Annotated in this window: 20 protein-coding genes; 14 read left to right on the top strand and 6 right to left on the bottom strand. The window is 69.4% G+C overall.

Features of this window, described 5'->3' with window-relative positions:
- Window positions 1-6: 6 nt before the first annotated feature.
- From EV138_RS07900 to EV138_RS07875, 6 genes are all read left to right on the top strand, one after another.
- Window positions 7-729, top strand: a complete 723-nt coding sequence (locus EV138_RS07900; RefSeq protein ID WP_238158002.1) for a hypothetical protein — start codon at window positions 7-9, stop codon at window positions 727-729.
- Window positions 726-1,112 carry a hypothetical protein gene (locus tag EV138_RS07895; protein WP_133977744.1) on the top strand — a complete coding sequence of 129 codons (387 nt, stop codon included), beginning with the start codon at window positions 726-728 and terminating at the stop codon, window positions 1,110-1,112. The genes EV138_RS07900 and EV138_RS07895 overlap by 4 nt, the downstream gene beginning before the upstream one ends.
- A 280-nt stretch (window positions 1,113-1,392) precedes the next feature.
- The gene (locus EV138_RS07890) at window positions 1,393-2,166 is read left to right on the top strand and encodes an ATP synthase subunit B family protein (RefSeq protein ID WP_133977743.1); all 774 of its coding nucleotides are present in this window, start codon (window positions 1,393-1,395) and stop codon (window positions 2,164-2,166) included.
- Window position 2,167: 1 nt separating this feature from the next.
- The gene (locus EV138_RS07885; protein ID WP_133977742.1) at window positions 2,168-2,593 is read left to right on the top strand and encodes a phage holin family protein; all 426 of its coding nucleotides are present in this window, start codon (window positions 2,168-2,170) and stop codon (window positions 2,591-2,593) included.
- Window positions 2,569-3,189, top strand: coding sequence for a DUF3618 domain-containing protein (locus tag EV138_RS07880; RefSeq protein WP_133977741.1), 621 nt, complete (start codon window positions 2,569-2,571; stop codon window positions 3,187-3,189). Before EV138_RS07885 ends, EV138_RS07880 begins: the two co-directional genes overlap by 25 nt.
- Entirely contained in the window at window positions 3,189-4,139 is a 951-nt protein-coding gene (locus EV138_RS07875; RefSeq protein WP_133977740.1) for a YihY/virulence factor BrkB family protein, read from the top strand. The genes EV138_RS07880 and EV138_RS07875 overlap by 1 nt, the downstream gene beginning before the upstream one ends.
- Window positions 4,140-4,142: 3 nt before the next feature.
- On the opposite strand, the gene EV138_RS07870 is transcribed toward EV138_RS07875, so the two are convergent.
- The gene (locus tag EV138_RS07870; protein WP_133977739.1) at window positions 4,143-4,604 is read right to left on the bottom strand and encodes an SRPBCC family protein; all 462 of its coding nucleotides are present in this window, start codon (window positions 4,602-4,604) and stop codon (window positions 4,143-4,145) included.
- A 73-nt stretch (window positions 4,605-4,677) separates the two neighbouring features.
- On the bottom strand, window positions 4,678-5,238 hold the full coding sequence (locus EV138_RS07865) for an ABATE domain-containing protein (protein ID WP_133977738.1): 561 nt from the start codon (window positions 5,236-5,238) through the stop codon (window positions 4,678-4,680).
- 65 nt (window positions 5,239-5,303) lie between these two features.
- Here EV138_RS07865 and EV138_RS07860 point away from each other — a divergent pair, with 65 nt between their 5' ends.
- Together EV138_RS07860 and EV138_RS07855 are read left to right on the top strand one after the other, a co-directional pair.
- Window positions 5,304-6,635, top strand: a complete 1,332-nt coding sequence (locus tag EV138_RS07860) for an MFS transporter (RefSeq protein ID WP_133977737.1) — start codon at window positions 5,304-5,306, stop codon at window positions 6,633-6,635.
- 49 nt (window positions 6,636-6,684) lie between these two features.
- Window positions 6,685-7,587, top strand: coding sequence for an SDR family oxidoreductase (locus EV138_RS07855; protein ID WP_133977736.1), 903 nt, complete (start codon window positions 6,685-6,687; stop codon window positions 7,585-7,587).
- A 98-nt stretch (window positions 7,588-7,685) separates the two neighbouring features.
- On the opposite strand, the gene EV138_RS07850 is transcribed toward EV138_RS07855, so the two are convergent.
- Window positions 7,686-8,243: a hemerythrin domain-containing protein gene (locus EV138_RS07850; protein WP_133977735.1), complete on the bottom strand. Its 558-nt coding sequence runs from the start codon at window positions 8,241-8,243 to the stop codon at window positions 7,686-7,688.
- A gap of 186 nt (window positions 8,244-8,429) precedes the next feature.
- Between EV138_RS07850 and EV138_RS07845 the strand changes: the two genes are divergently transcribed.
- The gene (locus tag EV138_RS07845) at window positions 8,430-9,392 is read left to right on the top strand and encodes a TIGR03557 family F420-dependent LLM class oxidoreductase (protein ID WP_133977734.1); all 963 of its coding nucleotides are present in this window, start codon (window positions 8,430-8,432) and stop codon (window positions 9,390-9,392) included.
- Here EV138_RS07845 and EV138_RS07840 read toward each other — a convergent pair.
- Entirely contained in the window at window positions 9,389-9,877 is a 489-nt protein-coding gene (locus tag EV138_RS07840; RefSeq protein ID WP_133977733.1) for a CinA family protein, read from the bottom strand. The two genes, EV138_RS07845 and EV138_RS07840, sit on opposite strands and share 4 nt — an antisense overlap.
- Before the next feature lie 118 nt (window positions 9,878-9,995).
- Here EV138_RS07840 and EV138_RS07835 point away from each other — a divergent pair, with 118 nt between their 5' ends.
- Together EV138_RS07835 and EV138_RS07825 are read left to right on the top strand one after the other, a co-directional pair.
- Complete coding sequence (locus EV138_RS07835; RefSeq protein ID WP_133977732.1) at window positions 9,996-11,522, top strand: FAD-dependent oxidoreductase; 1,527 nt, start codon at window positions 9,996-9,998, stop codon at window positions 11,520-11,522.
- 448 nt (window positions 11,523-11,970) lie between these two features.
- The gene (locus EV138_RS07825) at window positions 11,971-12,804 is read left to right on the top strand and encodes a SigB/SigF/SigG family RNA polymerase sigma factor (RefSeq protein WP_133977730.1); all 834 of its coding nucleotides are present in this window, start codon (window positions 11,971-11,973) and stop codon (window positions 12,802-12,804) included.
- A 122-nt stretch (window positions 12,805-12,926) separates the two neighbouring features.
- Here EV138_RS07825 and EV138_RS07820 read toward each other — a convergent pair whose 3' ends face one another.
- On the bottom strand, window positions 12,927-13,721 hold the full coding sequence (locus tag EV138_RS07820) for a GAF and ANTAR domain-containing protein (protein WP_133977729.1): 795 nt from the start codon (window positions 13,719-13,721) through the stop codon (window positions 12,927-12,929).
- Window positions 13,722-13,788: 67 nt separating this feature from the next.
- Window positions 13,789-14,169, bottom strand: coding sequence for a VOC family protein (locus EV138_RS07815; RefSeq protein WP_202866667.1), 381 nt, complete (start codon window positions 14,167-14,169; stop codon window positions 13,789-13,791).
- 131 nt (window positions 14,170-14,300) lie between these two features.
- On the opposite strand from EV138_RS07815, the gene EV138_RS07810 reads away from it, so the two are divergent.
- From EV138_RS07810 to EV138_RS07800, 3 genes are read left to right on the top strand one after another with little or no spacing between them, the layout of a single operon-like run.
- The gene (locus EV138_RS07810) at window positions 14,301-15,320 is read left to right on the top strand and encodes an SDR family oxidoreductase (protein WP_238158001.1); all 1,020 of its coding nucleotides are present in this window, start codon (window positions 14,301-14,303) and stop codon (window positions 15,318-15,320) included.
- 54 nt (window positions 15,321-15,374) lie between these two features.
- Window positions 15,375-16,547 carry a zinc-dependent alcohol dehydrogenase gene (locus EV138_RS07805; RefSeq protein ID WP_133977728.1) on the top strand — a complete coding sequence of 391 codons (1,173 nt, stop codon included), beginning with the start codon at window positions 15,375-15,377 and terminating at the stop codon, window positions 16,545-16,547.
- The gene (locus tag EV138_RS07800; protein WP_133977727.1) at window positions 16,544-17,494 is read left to right on the top strand and encodes an SDR family NAD(P)-dependent oxidoreductase; all 951 of its coding nucleotides are present in this window, start codon (window positions 16,544-16,546) and stop codon (window positions 17,492-17,494) included. The genes EV138_RS07805 and EV138_RS07800 overlap by 4 nt, the downstream gene beginning before the upstream one ends.
- Window positions 17,495-17,535 lie beyond the last annotated feature (41 nt).

The raw sequence follows: 17,535 nt of genomic DNA, 5'->3' as shown, positions 1-17,535 counted from the left end.
CTGGACATGGCTGAGACCGCGAACCCGAACCAGCTGGACGAGAGCGGCCCAGAGACAGGCGCCGAGACCGGCCCCGAGACAGACGCTGAGACCGGCGCCGACATCGACGCCGGCGCCGCTGTGGCGTTCCTCGTTGATGTGCTGGCCGGCCTCGACGACAGGGACCCGGCCGAGGTGCTCGATGCCCTCGTCCGGCTCCGCGAGGTGCGGGAGCAGCTGAGCCAGTGGGAGCCCCGGCTGATCGACGCCGCGCGAGCCGGCGGGGTCAGCTGGGCCCAGCTCGCGCCGGCGCTCGGCGTGGCCAGCAGGCAGGCGGCCGAGCGCCGGTATCTGAGGATCAGCCCGAATGCCGCCGATCCGACGATGAACGGCGAGCAGCGGGTCCAGGCCGCGCGGGAGCAGCGGGCCAGCGACCGGGCGGTGGCCGTCTGGGCGAGGGAGAACGCGGCCGACCTGCGCCGGCTCGCCGGGCAGGTGGCCTCGCTGGCCGATCTCGACAGTCCCGCGCAGGCCAGCGTCGATCGGGTCCATGACGCCTTGGGCCAGAACGACTCCGCCGCGCTGCTCGGCCCGCTCGCGGCAGCCGGCGTACAGCTCACCCGTGATCACCCGGCCTTGGCGGACCGCATCTCGGACATCGGCGCCCGGACTCTCGCCGTACGAGAGGCGGGCCGGCGCCGACCGGGTCAGGAACCGGCCGAGCAGACCAAGCAGGAGGGAAAGCGATGAAGTTGCTGTTCGAATGCCGTCCGGTCGAACACCTGGAGGCCAGTGTCGACTACTACCGCACCCTCGGCCTCGACCCGGTCGCCTGGCCCGATGACGACACCGCGTTGCTCGCGCCACCGCGTGGCGAGGCGACAATCGTGCTCGTCCGCGACCCTGCTGAAGCCGCGCTGGGCTGCGGTGGTGTGTACGACGTCGGCGACGTGGACACCTTCTTCGAGGCACATTCCGACCTCGATTGGCTGATCGCTCCGATCACCAGTTCCCTGGGCCGGTACGCCGTCTTCGCCGACCGCACCGGCACCTGCATCCGTCTCCTCGATCCGGATCCGCACCTGGGTACGGCGGCCGGCCGCGCGACCTCTCTCTACGCGATCGCCGGCTGAACCGGGACGGGGGCGACAACCCTTCGTTGCTTGACGATCGGAACGAACTGACACCGATGAGCTGACAGGCCTGTTTGCCTAGGGGTACAGGCCCCTCAGATTTCGGCGGTGGTACGGAAGTGTGCCACTTCATTCCTCTCGTTCCAGTCGCGAGGCACAGTTGTCGCGGCCCTCGCCGTTCCCGGCGGGCCACCCGCAGATTCCCCAGCCGTCCAGCTGATTGCGCGGACCCGGCTGTTGTCTCGCGACGTCAACTACAGCTCCTGAAGGGAGTAGTTGCATGTCGCCCACGACGAACCACCATGCGGATATCGACAGTCCGCCCACCGAAGGTGTCACCGGCACAGCCCGGGACGAAGCCGGGCAGCTGAAGGAGACCTCGGCCGATGCGGCCCGCCAGGTCGCGGAATCGGTGAAGGAGAAGGCGTCGTACGTGACGTCGGATGCCCGCGAGCAGACCCGGCGACTGGCGAGTCAGACGCGGGACGAACTGGTCGGTCAGGCCGGCCAGCAGAAGCAGCGGGCGGCCGACAGCCTCCGTTCGGTGGGCGACGAGCTCCGCGGGATGGCCCAGCACGGCCAGTCCGGGCTCGGCGCACAGCTGGCGCATCACGGCGCCGACTTCAGCCACCAGGCGGCGGACTTCCTGCAGAACCACGAGCCTGGTGAACTGCTCGACGAGGTTCGCGGCTTCGCGCGCCGCAGGCCGGGCACCTTCCTCCTGGTGGCCGCGGCTGCCGGTGTCGTCGCCGGCCGGCTGACGCGTGCGCTGGCAGCGGGTAGCACCGATACGCAGAGCGACTTCGGCTCGTATGGCAGGCCGGCATCGCCGAACGGCCTGAGCACACCCGGGCAGCAGGGCAGCGACTATCTCGTCCCGCCGCCGGCGGCTCCGATGGGCGCCGCGCCGGTCGGTACGACCACCCCGCCTCCGCCGGTCCCGACTCAGCCGGCCGGGGAGACGATGCCTCCTCCGATGCCCACCCCGGTAGCGCCCGACCCGGACCCGGGGGCTCCCGTGACGCCCCGCTTCGGGCCGGGACAGGTGCAGTGACATGACCGTCGACGGATTACCACCCGGCAGCAGCCCGCATCGGGCGTCGATGGACGAATCGGTCGGTGAGCTGGTCTCGCAGCTGACCAACGATCTGGGCCAGCTGACCCGCCAGGAACTCGCGCTGGCCAAGGCTGAACTCCAGGCAGAGGCGAAGAAGGCCGGTAAGGGCGCCGGCATGCTCGGCGGCGCGGCGTTCGCGGGCTGGATGGTGGCGCTGTTCGTCTCGCTCACGGTGATGTGGGCCCTGGACGAGGCGATGGATCTCATCTGGGCCGCCCTCATCGTCGCCGTTCTCTGGGCGATCGTCGCCGCGGTGCTGGCGGCGAGGGGACGCAAGGAACTGCAGGAGGTCAGCCCGAAACCCGACCAGACGGTCGAATCACTCAAGGAGGACGCGAAATGGCTGAAGACCCGGAAGAGCTGAAGCGCAGCATCGAGCAGACCCGGCGCAACGTCGGGCGTGATGTGGACGCGCTGACTGAGAAGGTCAGTCCCAGCCGGGTGGTCGGGCGGCGGGTGGAGCGCGCCCGCGGCGGCGTCCACCGGCTCAAGGAGCACGTGATGGGCTCGGCGGAATCGGTCGGCAGTACGGCCGGATCGGCGGTGTCGACCGTGCAGGACGCAGGCAGCAGGGTCGGTGACGCGGTCAGTTCGGCACCCGACATGGCCCGGGCACGGACCCGCGGTACGCCGCTCGCGGCCGGCGTGATCGCCTTCGCGGCCGGCTGGGTCGCGGCCGCCGCGGTGCCGCCTTCGACCAAGGAACGCGAGCTGGCCCAGGACACCAAGGACAAGGCGATGGAAGCCGCCGCGCCCTTGAAGGAAGAGGCCGCGCACGTAGCCCAGGAAATGAAGGAGAATCTCCAGGAGCCGGCGCAGCAGGCGGTCGAGAACGTCAAGCAGTCGGCCTCCCAGGCAGCCACCGAGGTGGCCGACGACGGACGCTCGGCGGCCCACCAGGTGGCCGACGGGGCGAGGGACTCGGCGGACAACGTCCGTCAGGCGGGCTCGCCGAGCTGATGAACGACACGCGACGGCACGACGTACCGGGTGCGGATGCGGACAAGCCGACCGAGATCCCCGCGCGCGGGTGGTGGCAGGTGACCCGGCGGGCCTGGGCCGAGGCCAAGGCCGACCAGGTCCCGCTGCTCGCCGCCGGGGTGGCCTTCTTCGGCTTCCTGTCGCTGTTCCCGGCCGTCGTCGCCGCCGTGCTGGCCTACGGGCTGGTTGCCGATCCGGCTCAGATCCGTAACCAGGCAAAGGATCTGAGCGCGGCCATGCCGGCGTCGGGCCGCGATCTGCTGCTCCAGCAGATCGACGCCCTGACGTCGGCGCCGCGGCAAGGGCTGGGGATCGGCGTCGCGATCGCCGCCGCGACCGCGTTGTGGAGCGCGTCCGGCGGCGTGGGATATCTGCTGACCGCGGTGAACCTCGCGTACGACGAGGAGGAGACCCGCGGTTTCGTCCGGCGGAAGTTGCTGGCGCTCGGGATGACGCTGGGCGCGATCGTCTTCGTCCTGCTCGCGATCGCCTTGTTCGCGGCCGGTGCGGCGATCGGGAGCGACCTGACGACACCGCTGCGCATCCTGCTGGAGATAGCGCGATTGCTGCTCGCGATCCTCCTGATCACCGTGGCGCTGGCTGTCGTCTACCGATTGGGACCGGCCAGGGATGCGCCGCGCATTCGCTGGGTCTCGGTCGGAGCCGTCGTCGCGACGGTGATCTGGCTGATCGCCTCGATCGGTTTCTCGATCTACGTCGAGACGTTCGGCAACTACGCGAAGACCTACGGCAGCCTCGCGGCCGTGGTGGTGCTGATGCTGTGGCTCTGGCTCACCGCGTACGCCGTACTGCTCGGCGCCGAGATCAACGCGGAGTCCGAGCAGCAGACGGCTCGGGACACCACGAAGGGGGAGCCGCGGCCTCTCGGTGAACGCGACGCCGTCAAGGCCGACTCCCTTCCGCAGTAGGGATTACGCCGAACTGGGCGACCAGCCCTGGATCGAGGTCTTGATGCCTTCGACGGTCTTTCGCAGTTCGTCGTCGATCGCGGGGTCGTCCGCGTGCTCGGTGTCCAGCCGGACGGTGAGCCGTGAGGTGCCGTCGGCGACGAAGTCGACCTCCAGTTCACCGTGGTAGTCGGAGTCGCCCGGCGCTCCCCAGCGGAGGGTGCGGTTCTCCTCGACGACATCGATCCACGCCTCACTGCGGACGGACTGTCCTGACGGTTCCTCCGCGGTCACCTCGACCTCGTGGTGCACGGGCTCCTTGGGCCGCCTGGCCTCGGCACCCTGCGCGGTCTCGGGCAGCGGCCCGGTCTCGTGCACGCCGGTCATCCTGGGCAGGTAGGTCGGCAGGTTCTGCACGTCGGAGAGGTAGTCGAAGAGGATGTTCGGTGCGACATCCACCGTCGTCGACACTTCGTGATGCGCCATCGGATCCGTCCCAACTCGTCGGCGAAGACCTACGCGTCCCCGGTGCCCAGCAGGCCGGTCCGAAAACGCAGCGCTATCCCTGGCCGGCGGAGTGGTGACGGGCGACGCGGGCGCGATTGCCGCAGGCCGGCCCGCACCAGGCCTGGTTCGTCCGGCGCTGGAAGAACAGTTGCCCGCATCCCGGCGCGTCACAAAGCGCCAGGTCGGCCCGAGGCCCGGCCAGTACGTCGCGTACCGCGGCGGCCAGCCTCGCCAGCAGCAGTGTGAACGGGGCGGGGGAGCCGACGGCACGCGACACGAGCGACCCGGGCTCTTCGCCGAGCACCATCACCTCCGGCGAACCGAGCAGGGTTTCGTTGAGCGTCCGTACGTCGGACTCGTGCCAGGTGCCGTGGCCGGCAGCCGCGCGCAACAGGCGCAGCGCAGCATCACGGAGGTGCAGAAAAGCACGCAGATCGTCCTCGTCGACGCTCGTCGGCCGGGGACCGGGCAACGCCGCCGCATCGAGCCACGACTCCAGATCGTCGGCCGAGGTCACCAACTCGTGCTCGGTCCAGCCGCGCCGGATCACCGTGTTCGCGAAGTCGAGCGACGGGTAGCCCTCCAGCCACTCCCAGGTCAACTCGATGCCCACGACAGCAGTCTAGGGCAACACGCTAACGGTTTGAAGATCTAAAACCATTATTTTAGAGTCGAGCCATGACCAACTCCCGGGGTCGTCTCGTCGCTTTGTGCACGGTCCAGTTCGTCGACGTGATGGGCGTGACCGTCGTCGTGTCCGCGATGCCGCGGATGCTGGCCGACCTGGGCGGTTCTGCTGCCCAGGCAGGACTTCTGGTGCCCGCCTATGCGGTCGGGTTCAGCAGTCTGCTGTTGCTGGCGGCACGGCTCGGCGACCGTTTCGGGCATCGCCGGACCCTGGTGGCAGGGCTGCTGGTCTTCGCGATCGGCTCGACCGCCGCGGCCGCCGCGCCAACGCTCTCGCTGCTGGTGGCAGCCCGCGGGATCCAGGGGGTGGCCGCCGCGATCTCGGTGCCGAATGCGCTGGTCCTGCTGACCCGGCGCGCTCAATCCAAGGCTGCCCGGGAGCGGGCGCTCGGTGCATGGAACGCCTGCGGCGGACTCGCCGGCGCATCCGGTCTCCTGGTCGGTGGACTCACCACCTCCGCCGTCAGTTGGCGGGCCATTTTCTGGGGGAACCTCGTGGTCACTGCGGTACTCGTCGCAGTACTGCTGCGATTGGTCGAGCGCGATCGACCTTCCGAGGAGTTGTCGGCCGGGTTCGATCCGCGCTCGGTGGTGTTGCAGGTAGTTGCGGTCGGCGCGGTGGTCGCCGCTGCCAACGCGACCGCGAAGCCCTGGCCGATCCCGGTTGCGCTGGGGCTGGCCGGCGTCCTGGCCGCGGCGTGGCTGGTGGTGCGCGAACGGCGTACGGCGCGGCCGTTGGTGGCCGCCGGTCTGTGGCGGCCGACCTTCGTGGCGGGGCTGCTGGGGTCGTTCGGCATCACCGCCACGACCAGTTCACTGGTGGTCGTCGGGACGGTGTACTTCCAGGAGGAGAAGGGATTCAGCCCGGCCTCGGCAGGGTTGATGATCCTGCCGTTCAGCCTGGGTGCGGTCGTCGCGGCCGGCCTGGCCGGTCGGTTGATGCCGCGAACAGGCCCTCGGCGTACCTTGGCGTTCGGCCTGGTGCTGATCTTCGGCGGGGGAGCCGCGGTGTGGCTGTCGTCGACGCCGGCCGCGCTGATCGTTGCGCTCGTCCTGGCCGGGTTGGGGAACGGGATGGGAGCCGTGGCGGCGTACGGGCTCGGGACCGCCGTACCGGCCGAGCAACAAGGCAGTGCGGCAGGCCTGCTGAACACTGCCGCACAAGTCGGTACGGCGATGATGGTGGCGATCACCGTAGCCATTGCCAGTCGCGCCGACGGGCTCGACTACCGGGCCGGCTGGCTCACCGTCGCCCTCACAGCGCTCGCAGTGCTGATCAGTGTCAGTTCGGTCACCAGGCACCGGACACGTCGTCGCTGCTAGCTGTGCATGGAACCGGCGCAACGGGATACCGGGGCGCGGCGACCACGACATGGAAGGCACGCTTGTGAACGAGACGCTGATCGACCCGACGACGCAGTACCCGAAGCCCGACCAGCAAGGGCGCGACTCCCAGCAGCATCCCGGGCTCAGCGGCGAGATGAGCCCGGAACCCGACTACGGCGAGAAGTCCTATCGGGGCAGCGGCAAGCTCGAGAACCGGCGCGCCCTGATCACCGGCGGCGACTCGGGGATCGGCCGGGCGGTCGCGCTCGCGTTCGCGCGGGAGGGCGCCGACGTACTGATCAGCTATCTCGACAGCGAAGAGGCAGATGCGCAGGCGACCTGCCGGCTGGTGGAAGAGGCCGGTCGCAAGGCAGTGGCTGTGCCGGGAGACATCCGGTCGGAGGAGCACTGCGTCGAGCTGGTGAACCGGGCGCTCGCGGACCTGGGTGGGCTGGACATCCTGGTGAACAACGCGGCGTACCAGATGTCGCAGGAGAGCATCGTGGACATCACGACCGACCAGTTCGACCGGGTGATGAAGACGAATCTCTACGCCATGTTCTGGCTGTGCAAGGCGGCGGTTCCGCATCTGCCACCGGGCTCGGCGATCATCAACACGACCTCGATCCAGGCCTACCAGCCGTCACCTCAGTTGCTCGACTACGCGACGACGAAGGCCGGGATCCTGAACTTCACCAAGGGTCTGGCCCAGGAGCTCGCCCCGAAGGGGATCCGGGTGAACGCGGTCGCGCCCGGCCCGATCTGGACGCCGCTGATCCCGGCCACGATGCCGGCGGACACGGTCGGCGAGTTCGGTGCGGACACCCCGCTGGGACGAGCCGGTCAGCCGGCCGAACTGGCGCCGGCGTTCGTGTTCCTCGCCTCGACGGACTCCAGCTACATCACCGGCGAACGCATCGGCATCACCGGCGGCAACCCACTCCCGTAAGCCGAGCTGCTCCTGGTCCCCGATTGCCGCGGCCGGACGAAGAAGACGCCCAACGGACCACCAGTTCCGTTGGGCGTCTTCGGCTGCTGGAGCGGCGGTTACTCGCTGGCCTCTTGGCGCAGTTTCTTCTGCAACTGGTCCTTGTCGAGCGACGAGACGCCGGAGACGTCGGCGTTGCGGGCCTGCTGCAACAGTTGTTCGCGGGTGATGTCGTCCGGCTGGTCGCCCAGGTGTTCCTTGCGGGCGGCCGCGAAGGCCTCGCCGAGCTGCATGCGCCGTTCCTCGCTGAGGTTCGCGCGCATGCCGGGGAGAACCTTGGTCTCCTCCTCCTCGACATGGTGGCTGACGGCATCGATCACCTTCTGCAGCGCCTTGTCGAAGTCCGCGCTCTCCGGATCCGTCGCGGCCAGCTTGGCCAGCAGTTCGTCCGCCTCGACGTGTTCCTCCTGGCTGTGCGCGACCTCGTCGGCCTCGTCGGCCTCGGCGGCGGCTGCGGGATACACCTCGGACTCCTCGGCGCGACTGTGGGCCGACAGCAAGGTGGTGAGCACGGGCAGCAGGCCGACCCGCTTCTCCGGGTTGTCCTTCAGCTCGTCGAACAGTCGTTCGACCTCTCGGTGATCCTGCATGATCAGATCGACGACATCCGCAGCCATTCCAGTTCCTCCTTCTCCGGTCCGCACGATCGGCGCGACTCTGCGCCGCCTGTACCCCGTCTCGAAACTCACCACCGCGGCCGCAGGGAACACCCTTTTCGAATGTGGCGGATCGGGAACCGGGGGAGGGACCGACGAGCTGCCATGGCAGGGCCGCCGGCCGCGCAGACATCTCAGGAGGAACGAATGCGACTCGGGTTCAAGTTGATCGCGGAGGCCTACTCGCCGGTCGAGATCGTCGACCAGGCGGTCCGGGCGGAGGAGGCGGGCTTCGACTTCGTCGAGGTGAGTGACCACTTCCACCCGTGGGTGCCGGAGCACGAGCACTCGGGGTTCGCGTTCTCGATGCTGGCGGCGGCCGCGGCGCGGACCTCCACGATCGAGTTGGCCACGGGGGTGACCTGTCCGTTCATCCGGTATCACCCGGCGATCGTGGCGCAGGCGGCGGCGACGACCGCCCTGCTGTCCGGCGACCGGTTCACCCTCGGTGTCGGTGCCGGGGAGCGACTGAACGAACACGTGGTCGGCCAGGGCTGGCCGGCCGTCGCCCAGCGGCACGAGATGCTCCGGGAGGCGCTGGAGATCATCCGGCTGCTGTGGAGCGGCGGCTACCACTCGTACGACGGCAAGCACCTGAAATTGGAGGACGCCCGCGTCTTCGACCTGCCGGACACCTTGCCCCGGATTGCTGTGGCCGCCGGAGGACCAGCGGCAGCCCGGATCGCCGGTGAACTGGGTGATGCACTGTTCACCACGGAGCCGCGGAAGGATCTCGTCACGGCGTACGAACAAGCCGGTGGCGACGGCCGCCGGTACGCCGAGGTGCCGCTGGCGTGGGCACCCACCGAGGACGAGGCGGCCGAATCGGCGCGGCGCCTGTTCCGCTTCGGCATCACCGGCTGGAAGGTGCAGGCCGAGCTGCCGAACCCGGTGAACTTCGCGGCCGCCACCGAGTTGGTGACCGCCGATCACCTGCGCGAGGAGTTCGGCTGCGGTCCGGACGTCGCCCGGCATGTCGAAATCGCCAAGCCGTTCGTCGAGGCGGGCTACGACCAGCTGGCCCTGATCAACGCCGGTCCGGACATGGACGGGTTCTTCGACTTCTTCAGCAAGGAGCTGGGCCCCGCTCTCCGCAAGCTGTCCAGCTAGTTGTCGCGGAGTGCCTTGAGCAGCATCCGCAAGGCCTCGCGGGTCGCCGATTCGACCACAGTCTCCGGCGGGCCGTCGAAGTGGTACTCCGTGAAGTCGGTGCCGGTGGGCGTGTGGACCGCGGCGAAGACCGTGCCGGCCGGGTGGCCTTCCTCGGGATCCGGCCCGCCGACGCCGGTGACGGCTGCCGCGTAGTCGGCATGCGTCAGCCGCGCGACGCCGTCGGCCATCTGGACCGCGCAGGTGGCCGTGATGACCGGGCCGGGAGTGACTCCGAGCACCTCGAATTTCACCGCGCTGGCATAAGCGGTGACTCCACCGGCGAACCACCCACTCGCTGCGGGGGCGGCGCCCAGTCGGCAGGCGATGTTTCCGCTGGTCAGGGATTCCGCGACGGCGACCGTGCGGTCGTGTTTGCGGACCAGCTCGGAGATTTCCGCCGCGAGCTCGGCGCCGTCGTCGGACTGTTCGGCAGGATCGGACACCGTTCAATTGTGCATCTCGCGTCGGCGGACGAGCAGGTGGGTCCGGCGTGCGCCTGGTTGGCTCGGGGTACCGGCCGGGCATGGGAATCGACCGATCTGCGAAGCCGGGGGATGCACGATGAGCGGGCACGGTGTCTGGCTGGAGACCGCCGAGCTGCCGCGGTTCGAGCCGGCGGCGGGCGACCTGACCGCGGACGTGGTGGTGATCGGCGGCGGGGTCATCGGGATGACGACCGCGTTGATGCTGGCCGACGACGGCGCCGAGGTGATCGTGCTGGAGGCCCTCCAGGTCGGCGCGAGAACAAGTGGGCACACGACGGGCAAGGTGACGTCCCAGCACGGAGCGATCTACCGCGACCTGGTGGATCGGCACGGCCGGGAGACGGCAGCGCGGTACGGCGCGGCGAACGAGGCCGCGATCGCTCGCGTCGCCGACCAGATAGGGGCCCTGGGCATCGATTGTGAGCTTTCGCGGACGTCGTCCTTCGCCTACACCGCCGACGCCGCGGCCGAAGAGGACCTGAAGCGTGAGGCGACCCTCGCGGCCGAACTCGGTCTGCCCGCGTCGTTCGTCCGGGGGAGCGAGATCGGGCTTCCGCAGGCGATCGCCGGAGTCGAATTCACCGGCCAGCTTCAGCTTCACCCGGCCAAGTACCTGGCCGGACTGACCCGGGCAGCGGTCGAGCGCGGCTGCCGGATCTTCGGCCGCACCCGCGTCACCGAGGTGGACACCAGCAGCGATGGCGTCACGGTCACCACAGCGAACGGCGCCACCGTTGCTGCCGGGCACGCTGTGATGGCCACCTTGTCGCCTCTCGGCACGACCGGTGGGTACTTCGCGAGGATCAGGCCCCGGCGATCCTGGGGCATCGCCGTACGGCTGTCGGTGCCGGCGCCGGCCGGGATGGCCATCAGCATCGACGATCCGGTCCGGTCGACCCGGCCTTGGCCAGGCGGCGGCCCCAACGGCCTGATCGTGGTCGGCGCGGGACCCGAGACCACCAGTCCGGGCGATGCGGACTCCCAGGCCCAAGCGGACACGGAGGCGAACTACGAGGCGCTGCTGGACTGGGTTCGCTCGACCTGGGGCACGGGCGAGATCAGTGCGGAGTACCGATGGTCGGCGCACGACTACGCCACGCCGGACCTGCTGCCTTACATCGGTACCGCGCCCGGCAGCGACCGGCTGCTGGTCGCGACCGGGATGAACAAATGGGGCCTTACGCAAGGAACGGTCGCGGCGGCGATCCTCGCCGATCTCGTGGCCGGCCGGAAACATCCCGACGCCGACCTCTACACCGCGAACCGGATCGGCGGCGTGGCCGCCGTCGCCCAACTGGTGAAGGAGAATCTGAGCGTCGGCAAGGACTTCGCCCTGGGACACGTCACTCGCTTGTCGGGCGGCGTCGACCACCTCGAACCGGGAGAAGGCGGTCTGCTGCAGCACGGCAAGGACACCGTCGGCGCCTATCGGGACAGCGAAGGCGAACTGCACCTGGTGAAACCCGTCTGTACGCACCTGGGCTGCGGGCTGGTCTGGAACCGGGCCGACACCACCTGGGACTGCTCCTGTCACGGCTCCCGGTTCGGCCCGGACGGCGAAATCCTCGACGGCCCCGCGACGAGCCGGCTCGCGCGACCTTGAGGATTCGTGATCCGGCTGTGCCGAAAACGGGACTGGTATGTGCGATCGAATCGTGGCAATCTGTTGGCGGCGGTCTGTTAAGCAGTCAGCAGCCGGATCGAGTGATATCGGTTTGGCGGGAGAACGATGATGACTGTGGGCGGCGTCGATACTTATTACGATTACGACGAGAAGCAGTGGAAGAGCCGAAGACTCGGCGGTGGCCCGGTGCGGCGTGGACCGGTGTGCCCCACGCCGAAGAGCGCGCCGCGCGACGAGTCCGAGCCGGACGCGCTGCACCACCGGACGGCCCGGCCGAAATCCGCTGCCCGCCGGACCCCTGCCTAGCGGATTCCGCTGAGACGGAATTGTCATACATGTAGCTGAACTCGCTGGGTAACGGAGAAGGGCCATTTGACCGCGGTCCAGAGATGTGCCGCGCCGTGACTGAGATGTCGCGAGGTCAAAGATGACTGTTTCTGTGATCGATAGTAGTCAGCAGTCGCTGCCGGCGCAGTGTTCGTCGGCCGGTGATCGGGCCGCCCGGGAGGCGGCGACGATCGAACTGTTCGAACTCCGGGAGCGCAGCAGCGACCCGGCCGAGCAGCAGGAGTTGCTCGATCGCATCGTCGAGCTGAATCTGGAGATAGCCCGCGGTATCGCCCACCGGTTCCGGGGCCGCGGCGCGGAGATCGAGGACCTGGAGCAGGTCGCGTTCCTCGGGCTGATGAAGGCGGCCACCAAGTACCGCCTCGACGCGGAGACGCCGTTCATCGGCTACGCGGTACCGACCATCCGGGGCGAGGTGAAGCGGTATTTCCGCGACTGTGCCTGGACGGTCCGGATTCCCCGCCGGTTGCAGGAGATCCAGGGTGCCGTCTCGGCGAAACTGCCGGAGCTGGAACAACGGCTCGGGCGAGAGCCGTCCATCGACGAAGTCGCGTCGTACCTCGGGATCGAGGCGGACGAGGTCGAGCAGGCGATGGCGGCGCGGGGCTGTTTCAACACCCTGTCGCTGGATCGTCCGGCCGGGCAGGAAGAAGGGCTCACGCTGGCCGACTGCATGGCCGAGGAGGAGGACCGGGCCGTCAGCCAGCTCGAGGCGGTGGACATGCTCCAGCCGGTGCTCGCGGACCTCGGTCAGCGCGAGCGGCGGATCCTGGAACTGCGGTTCGTCGAGGGCTGGACGCAGTCCGAGATCGGCCGGGAGGTCGGCGTCAGCCAGATGCAGGTCTCCCGGGTCCTCCGGCAGATCCTCGACACGCTCCGCGACCGCCTCGAACCCCTCCCCTCGGCCGCCTGACAGACCGTGCCGCGCGCGCCGAAACCCACCGGCGCGCGCGGCCCGAACCGCGGGACGCGGCTGGCAGGTGGTGGACGCCGACTGGGCCGGGCACGAACCGCGACTACGGCCGGTGCGCGCGGTTACGGCGCAGGGCTCGTCGGCCGGCTGCCGTTCACGCGGTGCCGAGCGGTCGGGAGCTGGCGGGTCTCGACGAGGTACTGGGCCACGTCCCGCAGTTTCACGTTGTTGTCCTGGGAGTAGCGTCGCAGTACTTCGAAGGCGCGGTCGCCGTCCAGGTCGAAGCGCTCCATCAGGATGCCCATCGCCTGTCCGACCAGCTTTCGGGCGTCGATGGCCTGGATCATCGTGGCGTCATGGCGCGCGTTCGCGATGGCGACCGTCGCGTGCCGGGCAAGGATGTGCGCGATGGCCTGGTCGTCGGTGCTGAAGGCGTCCGGCCGGTTGCTGTACAGCCCCATCACGCCGACGGTCCCGGCCGCCGAGTTCAACGGCACGTCGAAGACACTCCGTACGCCGAGGTCGCGGACCTGCGCCGCCCACTCGGGCCAGCGGTTGTCGGCCGCGGTGTCGGTGACCAGGATCGGCACCCGCTCGTCCATACAGACCGTCATCGGCCCGTTGCCATAGGTCAGCTGCGACCGGTAGATCTCGGCGACGACCGGATCGGTGACCGCGGGGATCTCGGGTTTGCGGCCCCGGCCGGCGGTGGCGACGCCGGCATGCGAACAGTCCAGCGCCTGGATCGCGAAGGCGACGACGGCATGGATCGTCTCCTCGACACCTTCGGAGTCGTGCAGTTCGACAGCGAGCCGGGCGAAGGCGTCCGCCGTCGCCATGCCGTCGGCTGTGAACGTGTCGAACCGCGGCTCCACCTCGCCGTCTCCTAGCGCCTCCGCGCCTCCGGGCTGATCCATGCCCCAATAATGCACCGACGCCTCCGCCCGTCACAGAGCCGTCGCCGTTACGCCCCAGTACAAGGCGCTACCAGCCGGGCAGGAAGAGACAGAAGACGTGCCCGACCGGGTCGGCGAAGATCCGGACGCCTTCTTCTTGCGGCTGCCAGTCCATCACGGTCGCTCCTGCGCTGACAGCGCGTTGCTGGGCCTCCCCGAGGTCGGAGATCTCGAAGTCGAGGTGGAGCTGCATCTGCTGGCGGTCGGGTTCGCTGGGCCAGGCCGGGGGCCGATGGTGTGGCTCGCGCTGGATCGAGATCTTGCTGCTGCCGGCAGGCCCCCGCAGCTGCGCCCAGTTCTCGTCGTCCTGAACGATCTCCCAACCGAGCAGTTGCCGGTAGAACTTCGCCAGCTCGCGCGGATCCGGCGCGTCCAGTACGACGCCGGAGAGGGGAATCTGCTCTGTCACACAACGCTCCGTCCGTCGGGGGTTCCGGTGCCGGTGCCGGTACCCCGGCGAACCGCCCCTCAGTCACGGGTTGAACCGGCACGCGGTGGGAACCGGAAGCACCGGGACCGACGACGAAGGAGTCAGTGGCTGTGAGCGTGAACGGGCAGGTCCAGACCGTGGTGGTGACCGGGGCCAGTGGCGGGATCGGCAGGGCGACCGCCATCGCCTACGCGGCGCGAGGGGCGAAGGTGGCCCTGCTCGCGCGCGGCGAAGAAGGGCTGAAGGGCGCGGTCGAGGAGGTCGAAGCGGCCGGCGGTACGGCGCTGCCGATCGCGGTCGACGTCGCCGACTACGACCAGGTGGAGAGCGCGGCCGCCCGGGTCGAGGCCGAACTCGGTCCGATCGACGTCTGGGTCAATGTCGCCTTCACCTCGGTCTTCGCGCCGTTCACCGAGATCGAGCCGGCCGAGTTCAAGCGGGCGACCGAGGTGACCTATCTCGGCTACGTCTACGGCACCCGGGCCGCACTGGACCGGATGAAGCCGCGCGACCGGGGTGCGATCGTCCAGGTCGGCTCCGCGCTCGCGTATCGCGGGATCCCCTTGCAATCGGCGTACTGCGGCGCCAAGCACGCCATCCAGGGCTTCCACGACTCGCTGCGCTGCGAACTGCTGCACGACAAGTCGAACGTGCACGTGACGATGGTCCAGATGCCGGCGGTGAACACGCCCCAGTTCTCCTGGGTGCTGTCCAGGCTGCCCAGGCACCCGCAACCGGTGCCGCCGATCTTCCAGCCCGAGGTGGCCGCGAAGGCGATCCTGTACGCCGCCGACCACCCGCGGCGCCGCGAGTACTGGGTGGGCGGTCCGACGGCGGCGACGCTGATCGCGAACAAGTTCGCAGCGGGTCTCCTCGACCACTACCTGGCCCGGACGGGGTACAAGTCCCAGCAGACCGACCAGCCGCACGCAGCGGACTCGCCGGCCAACCTGTGGGAACCGGCCGACGGGCAGGGCGAAGAGGATTTCGGCACCCACGGTGTCTTCGACAGCAGGTCGACCAGCCGCAGCTACCAGTTGTGGGCCTCGCAGCACCGCGGACCAGTGGCTCTGGCGACCGCCGGTGTGGCTGCCGCGGCCGCCTCGGCGTGGCGGCGGGCGCGACGCTGAGCCGGTTGCACAACTTTCGGTTCGCTGCCGGGGATCCGGGTACCGGCCGCCGGTATGAAGGCATTGACTTGGCAGGGAAAACGAAAGATCGAGTACTCCGACGTGCCGGATCCGGTGATCCAGGAGCCGACCGACGCGATCATCCAGGTGACGTCGACCGGCATCTGCGGCTCGGACCTGCATCTGTACGAAGTGATGGCGCCGTACCTCGCACCGGGTGACGTCCTCGGGCACGAGCCGATGGGCGTCGTGGTCGAGACCGGTTCGGAGGTCACGAACCTCAAGGCCGGGGACCGCGTGGTGATCCCCTTCGGGATCGCGTGCGGGCACTGTTTCATGTGCGACCAGGGTCTGCAGTCGCAGTGCGAGACCACCCAGGTTCGCAAGGAGGGCATGGGCGCCGCGCTCTTCGGCTACACCAGGCTTTACGGCCAGGTGCCCGGCGGGCAGGCGGAGTACCTCCGGGTGCCGCAGGCGCAGTACGGGCCGATCGTCGTACCGGAGGGTCCGGCCGACGACCGGTTCGTGTTCCTGTCGGACGTGCTGCCGACCGCCTGGCAGGCGGTCGATTACGCCGGTGTGCCCGACGGCGGCACGCTCGCGGTGATCGGCCTCGGCCCGATCGGTGACATGGCGGCCAGGATCGGCATCCATCGCGGCTACCGCGTGATCGGCATCGACCTGGTGCCCGAGCGGCTCGGCCGGGCGCAGGCCCGCGGAGTCGAGATCCTGGAGTACTCCGACCAGGTGGCCGAGCAGGTACGTCAGCTGACCGACGGGCGTGGTCCCGACTCGGTGATCGACGCGGTCGGGATGGAGGCCCACGGGTCGCCGAAGGCGCAGGCCGCGCACAAACTCGTCGGGCTGCTGCCGAGCGGGCTGGCCGAGAAGATGATGGAGACGGTCGGCGTCGACCGGCTGGCGGCGTTCTACCTGGCGATCGACCTGGTCCGCCGCGGCGGCACGATCTCGCTGAGCGGCGTGTACGGCGGGGCGGCCGATCCGCTGCCGATGCTGACCATGTTCGACAAGCAGATCCAGCTCCGGATGGGGCAGGGCAACGTGCGCCGCTGGGTGGACGACATCTTGCCGCTACTGACCGATGACGACCCGCTCGGGGTCGACGGCTTCGCGACGCACCGGTTGCCGCTGTCCGAAGGCCCCGCGGCGTACGAGATGTTCCAGAAGAAGCAGGACGGCGCCGTGAAGGTGCTGCTGACGCCGTGACCCGAGTCGTCGTCGTCACCGGCGCCTCGAGCGGCATCGGGCTCGCGACCGCGCGCGCCTTTGCGCGGCAGGGCGCTCGGCTCGTCCTGGCGGCACGGTCGGCCGAGAGTCTCGCCGCCGCCGAGAGACTGTGCGTCTCCGATGGCGGCGAGGTGCTCGTCGTACCGACGGACGTGGCGGCTGCCGGCGAGGTCGAGAAGTTGATGGTGGTCGCCGAGCAGCGGTTCGGGGCGATCGACGTTGTCGTGCACGCCGCGGCAGTCCTTGCGTACGGGCGCTTCGAGGACGTTCCCACGGACATCTTCGATCACGTGCTGACCGTCAACATCCAAGGCACGGCGAACGTGGGGCGATCGGCTCTGCGCAGTTTCCGCAGTCAGGGAAGCGGCACGCTGATCGTGGTCGGTTCCTTGCTGGGCACGATCGCCACGCCGTACCTGAGTTCCTACGTCGCCAGCAAGTGGGCCATTCACGGCCTGACCCGGACCTGGCAGCTCGAGGTCCGACCGGATCCGGGAGTCGAGGTGGCCCTGGTCTGGCCGGGGTCGGTGAACACACCGGCCTACTCGCAGGCCGCGAACTACGCGGGCCGGATCGGCCGGCCGCCGCCACCGGTCGACCCACCCGAGAAGGTCGCCCGGCGCATCGTGCGACTCGCCGACCGGCCGCGGCGGGCGACGTCGGTCGGCGTGGCCAATCGGCTGACCCTGTTCGGATTCCGGTGGCTGCCGGGCGTGTTCGACCGCTTGGTCACCCCGCTGATGAAGGCGGGCGGACTGTCCCGCGACAAGGTCGGCGCCCATCCCGGCAACGTGCCGGCACCGAGTCCGCGGGGAGACGGCGAGTACGGGCGCTGGGGCCGCCACTGGCTGCGACCGCTCGCCGGTACGACGGTGGCCGCCGCGGTGGCGGGCGCGGGCTGGAAGGTGCGGCGCAGGCGTGCATAGGTTTCAGGTTTCCCCTGAAATCGCTGGGTACTGGGGGCGGG

Origin of the sequence: Kribbella voronezhensis (genome assembly GCF_004365175.1) — a bacterium.
In the GTDB taxonomy this organism is placed as follows: Bacteria; Actinomycetota; Actinomycetes; order Propionibacteriales; family Kribbellaceae; genus Kribbella; species Kribbella voronezhensis.
The sequence above is the reverse complement of the archived record's forward strand: the minus strand, read 5'-3'. Positions and strand labels throughout refer to the sequence as shown.

Excerpts from the sequence above, each read along its gene's own strand:
- EV138_RS07900 (WP_238158002.1), top strand. The coding sequence starts at position 7 with ATGGCTGAGACCGCGAACCCGAACCAGCTGGACGAGAGCGGCCCAGAG.
- EV138_RS07895 (WP_133977744.1), top strand. The coding sequence starts at position 726 with ATGAAGTTGCTGTTCGAATGCCGTCCGGTCGAACACCTGGAGGCCAGT.
- EV138_RS07890 (WP_133977743.1), top strand. The coding sequence starts at position 1,393 with ATGTCGCCCACGACGAACCACCATGCGGATATCGACAGTCCGCCCACC.
- EV138_RS07885 (WP_133977742.1), top strand. The coding sequence starts at position 2,168 with ATGACCGTCGACGGATTACCACCCGGCAGCAGCCCGCATCGGGCGTCG.
- EV138_RS07880 (WP_133977741.1), top strand. The coding sequence starts at position 2,569 with ATGGCTGAAGACCCGGAAGAGCTGAAGCGCAGCATCGAGCAGACCCGG.
- EV138_RS07875 (WP_133977740.1), top strand. The coding sequence starts at position 3,189 with ATGAACGACACGCGACGGCACGACGTACCGGGTGCGGATGCGGACAAG.
- EV138_RS07870 (WP_133977739.1), bottom strand. The coding sequence starts at position 4,604 with ATGGCGCATCACGAAGTGTCGACGACGGTGGATGTCGCACCGAACATC.
- EV138_RS07860 (WP_133977737.1), top strand. The coding sequence starts at position 5,304 with ATGACCAACTCCCGGGGTCGTCTCGTCGCTTTGTGCACGGTCCAGTTC.
- EV138_RS07855 (WP_133977736.1), top strand. The coding sequence starts at position 6,685 with ATGGAAGGCACGCTTGTGAACGAGACGCTGATCGACCCGACGACGCAG.
- EV138_RS07850 (WP_133977735.1), bottom strand. The coding sequence starts at position 8,243 with ATGGCTGCGGATGTCGTCGATCTGATCATGCAGGATCACCGAGAGGTC.
- EV138_RS07845 (WP_133977734.1), top strand. The coding sequence starts at position 8,430 with ATGCGACTCGGGTTCAAGTTGATCGCGGAGGCCTACTCGCCGGTCGAG.
- EV138_RS07835 (WP_133977732.1), top strand. The coding sequence starts at position 9,996 with ATGAGCGGGCACGGTGTCTGGCTGGAGACCGCCGAGCTGCCGCGGTTC.
- EV138_RS07825 (WP_133977730.1), top strand. The coding sequence starts at position 11,971 with ATGACTGTTTCTGTGATCGATAGTAGTCAGCAGTCGCTGCCGGCGCAG.
- EV138_RS07820 (WP_133977729.1), bottom strand. The coding sequence starts at position 13,721 with ATGGATCAGCCCGGAGGCGCGGAGGCGCTAGGAGACGGCGAGGTGGAG.
- EV138_RS07805 (WP_133977728.1), top strand. The coding sequence starts at position 15,375 with ATGAAGGCATTGACTTGGCAGGGAAAACGAAAGATCGAGTACTCCGAC.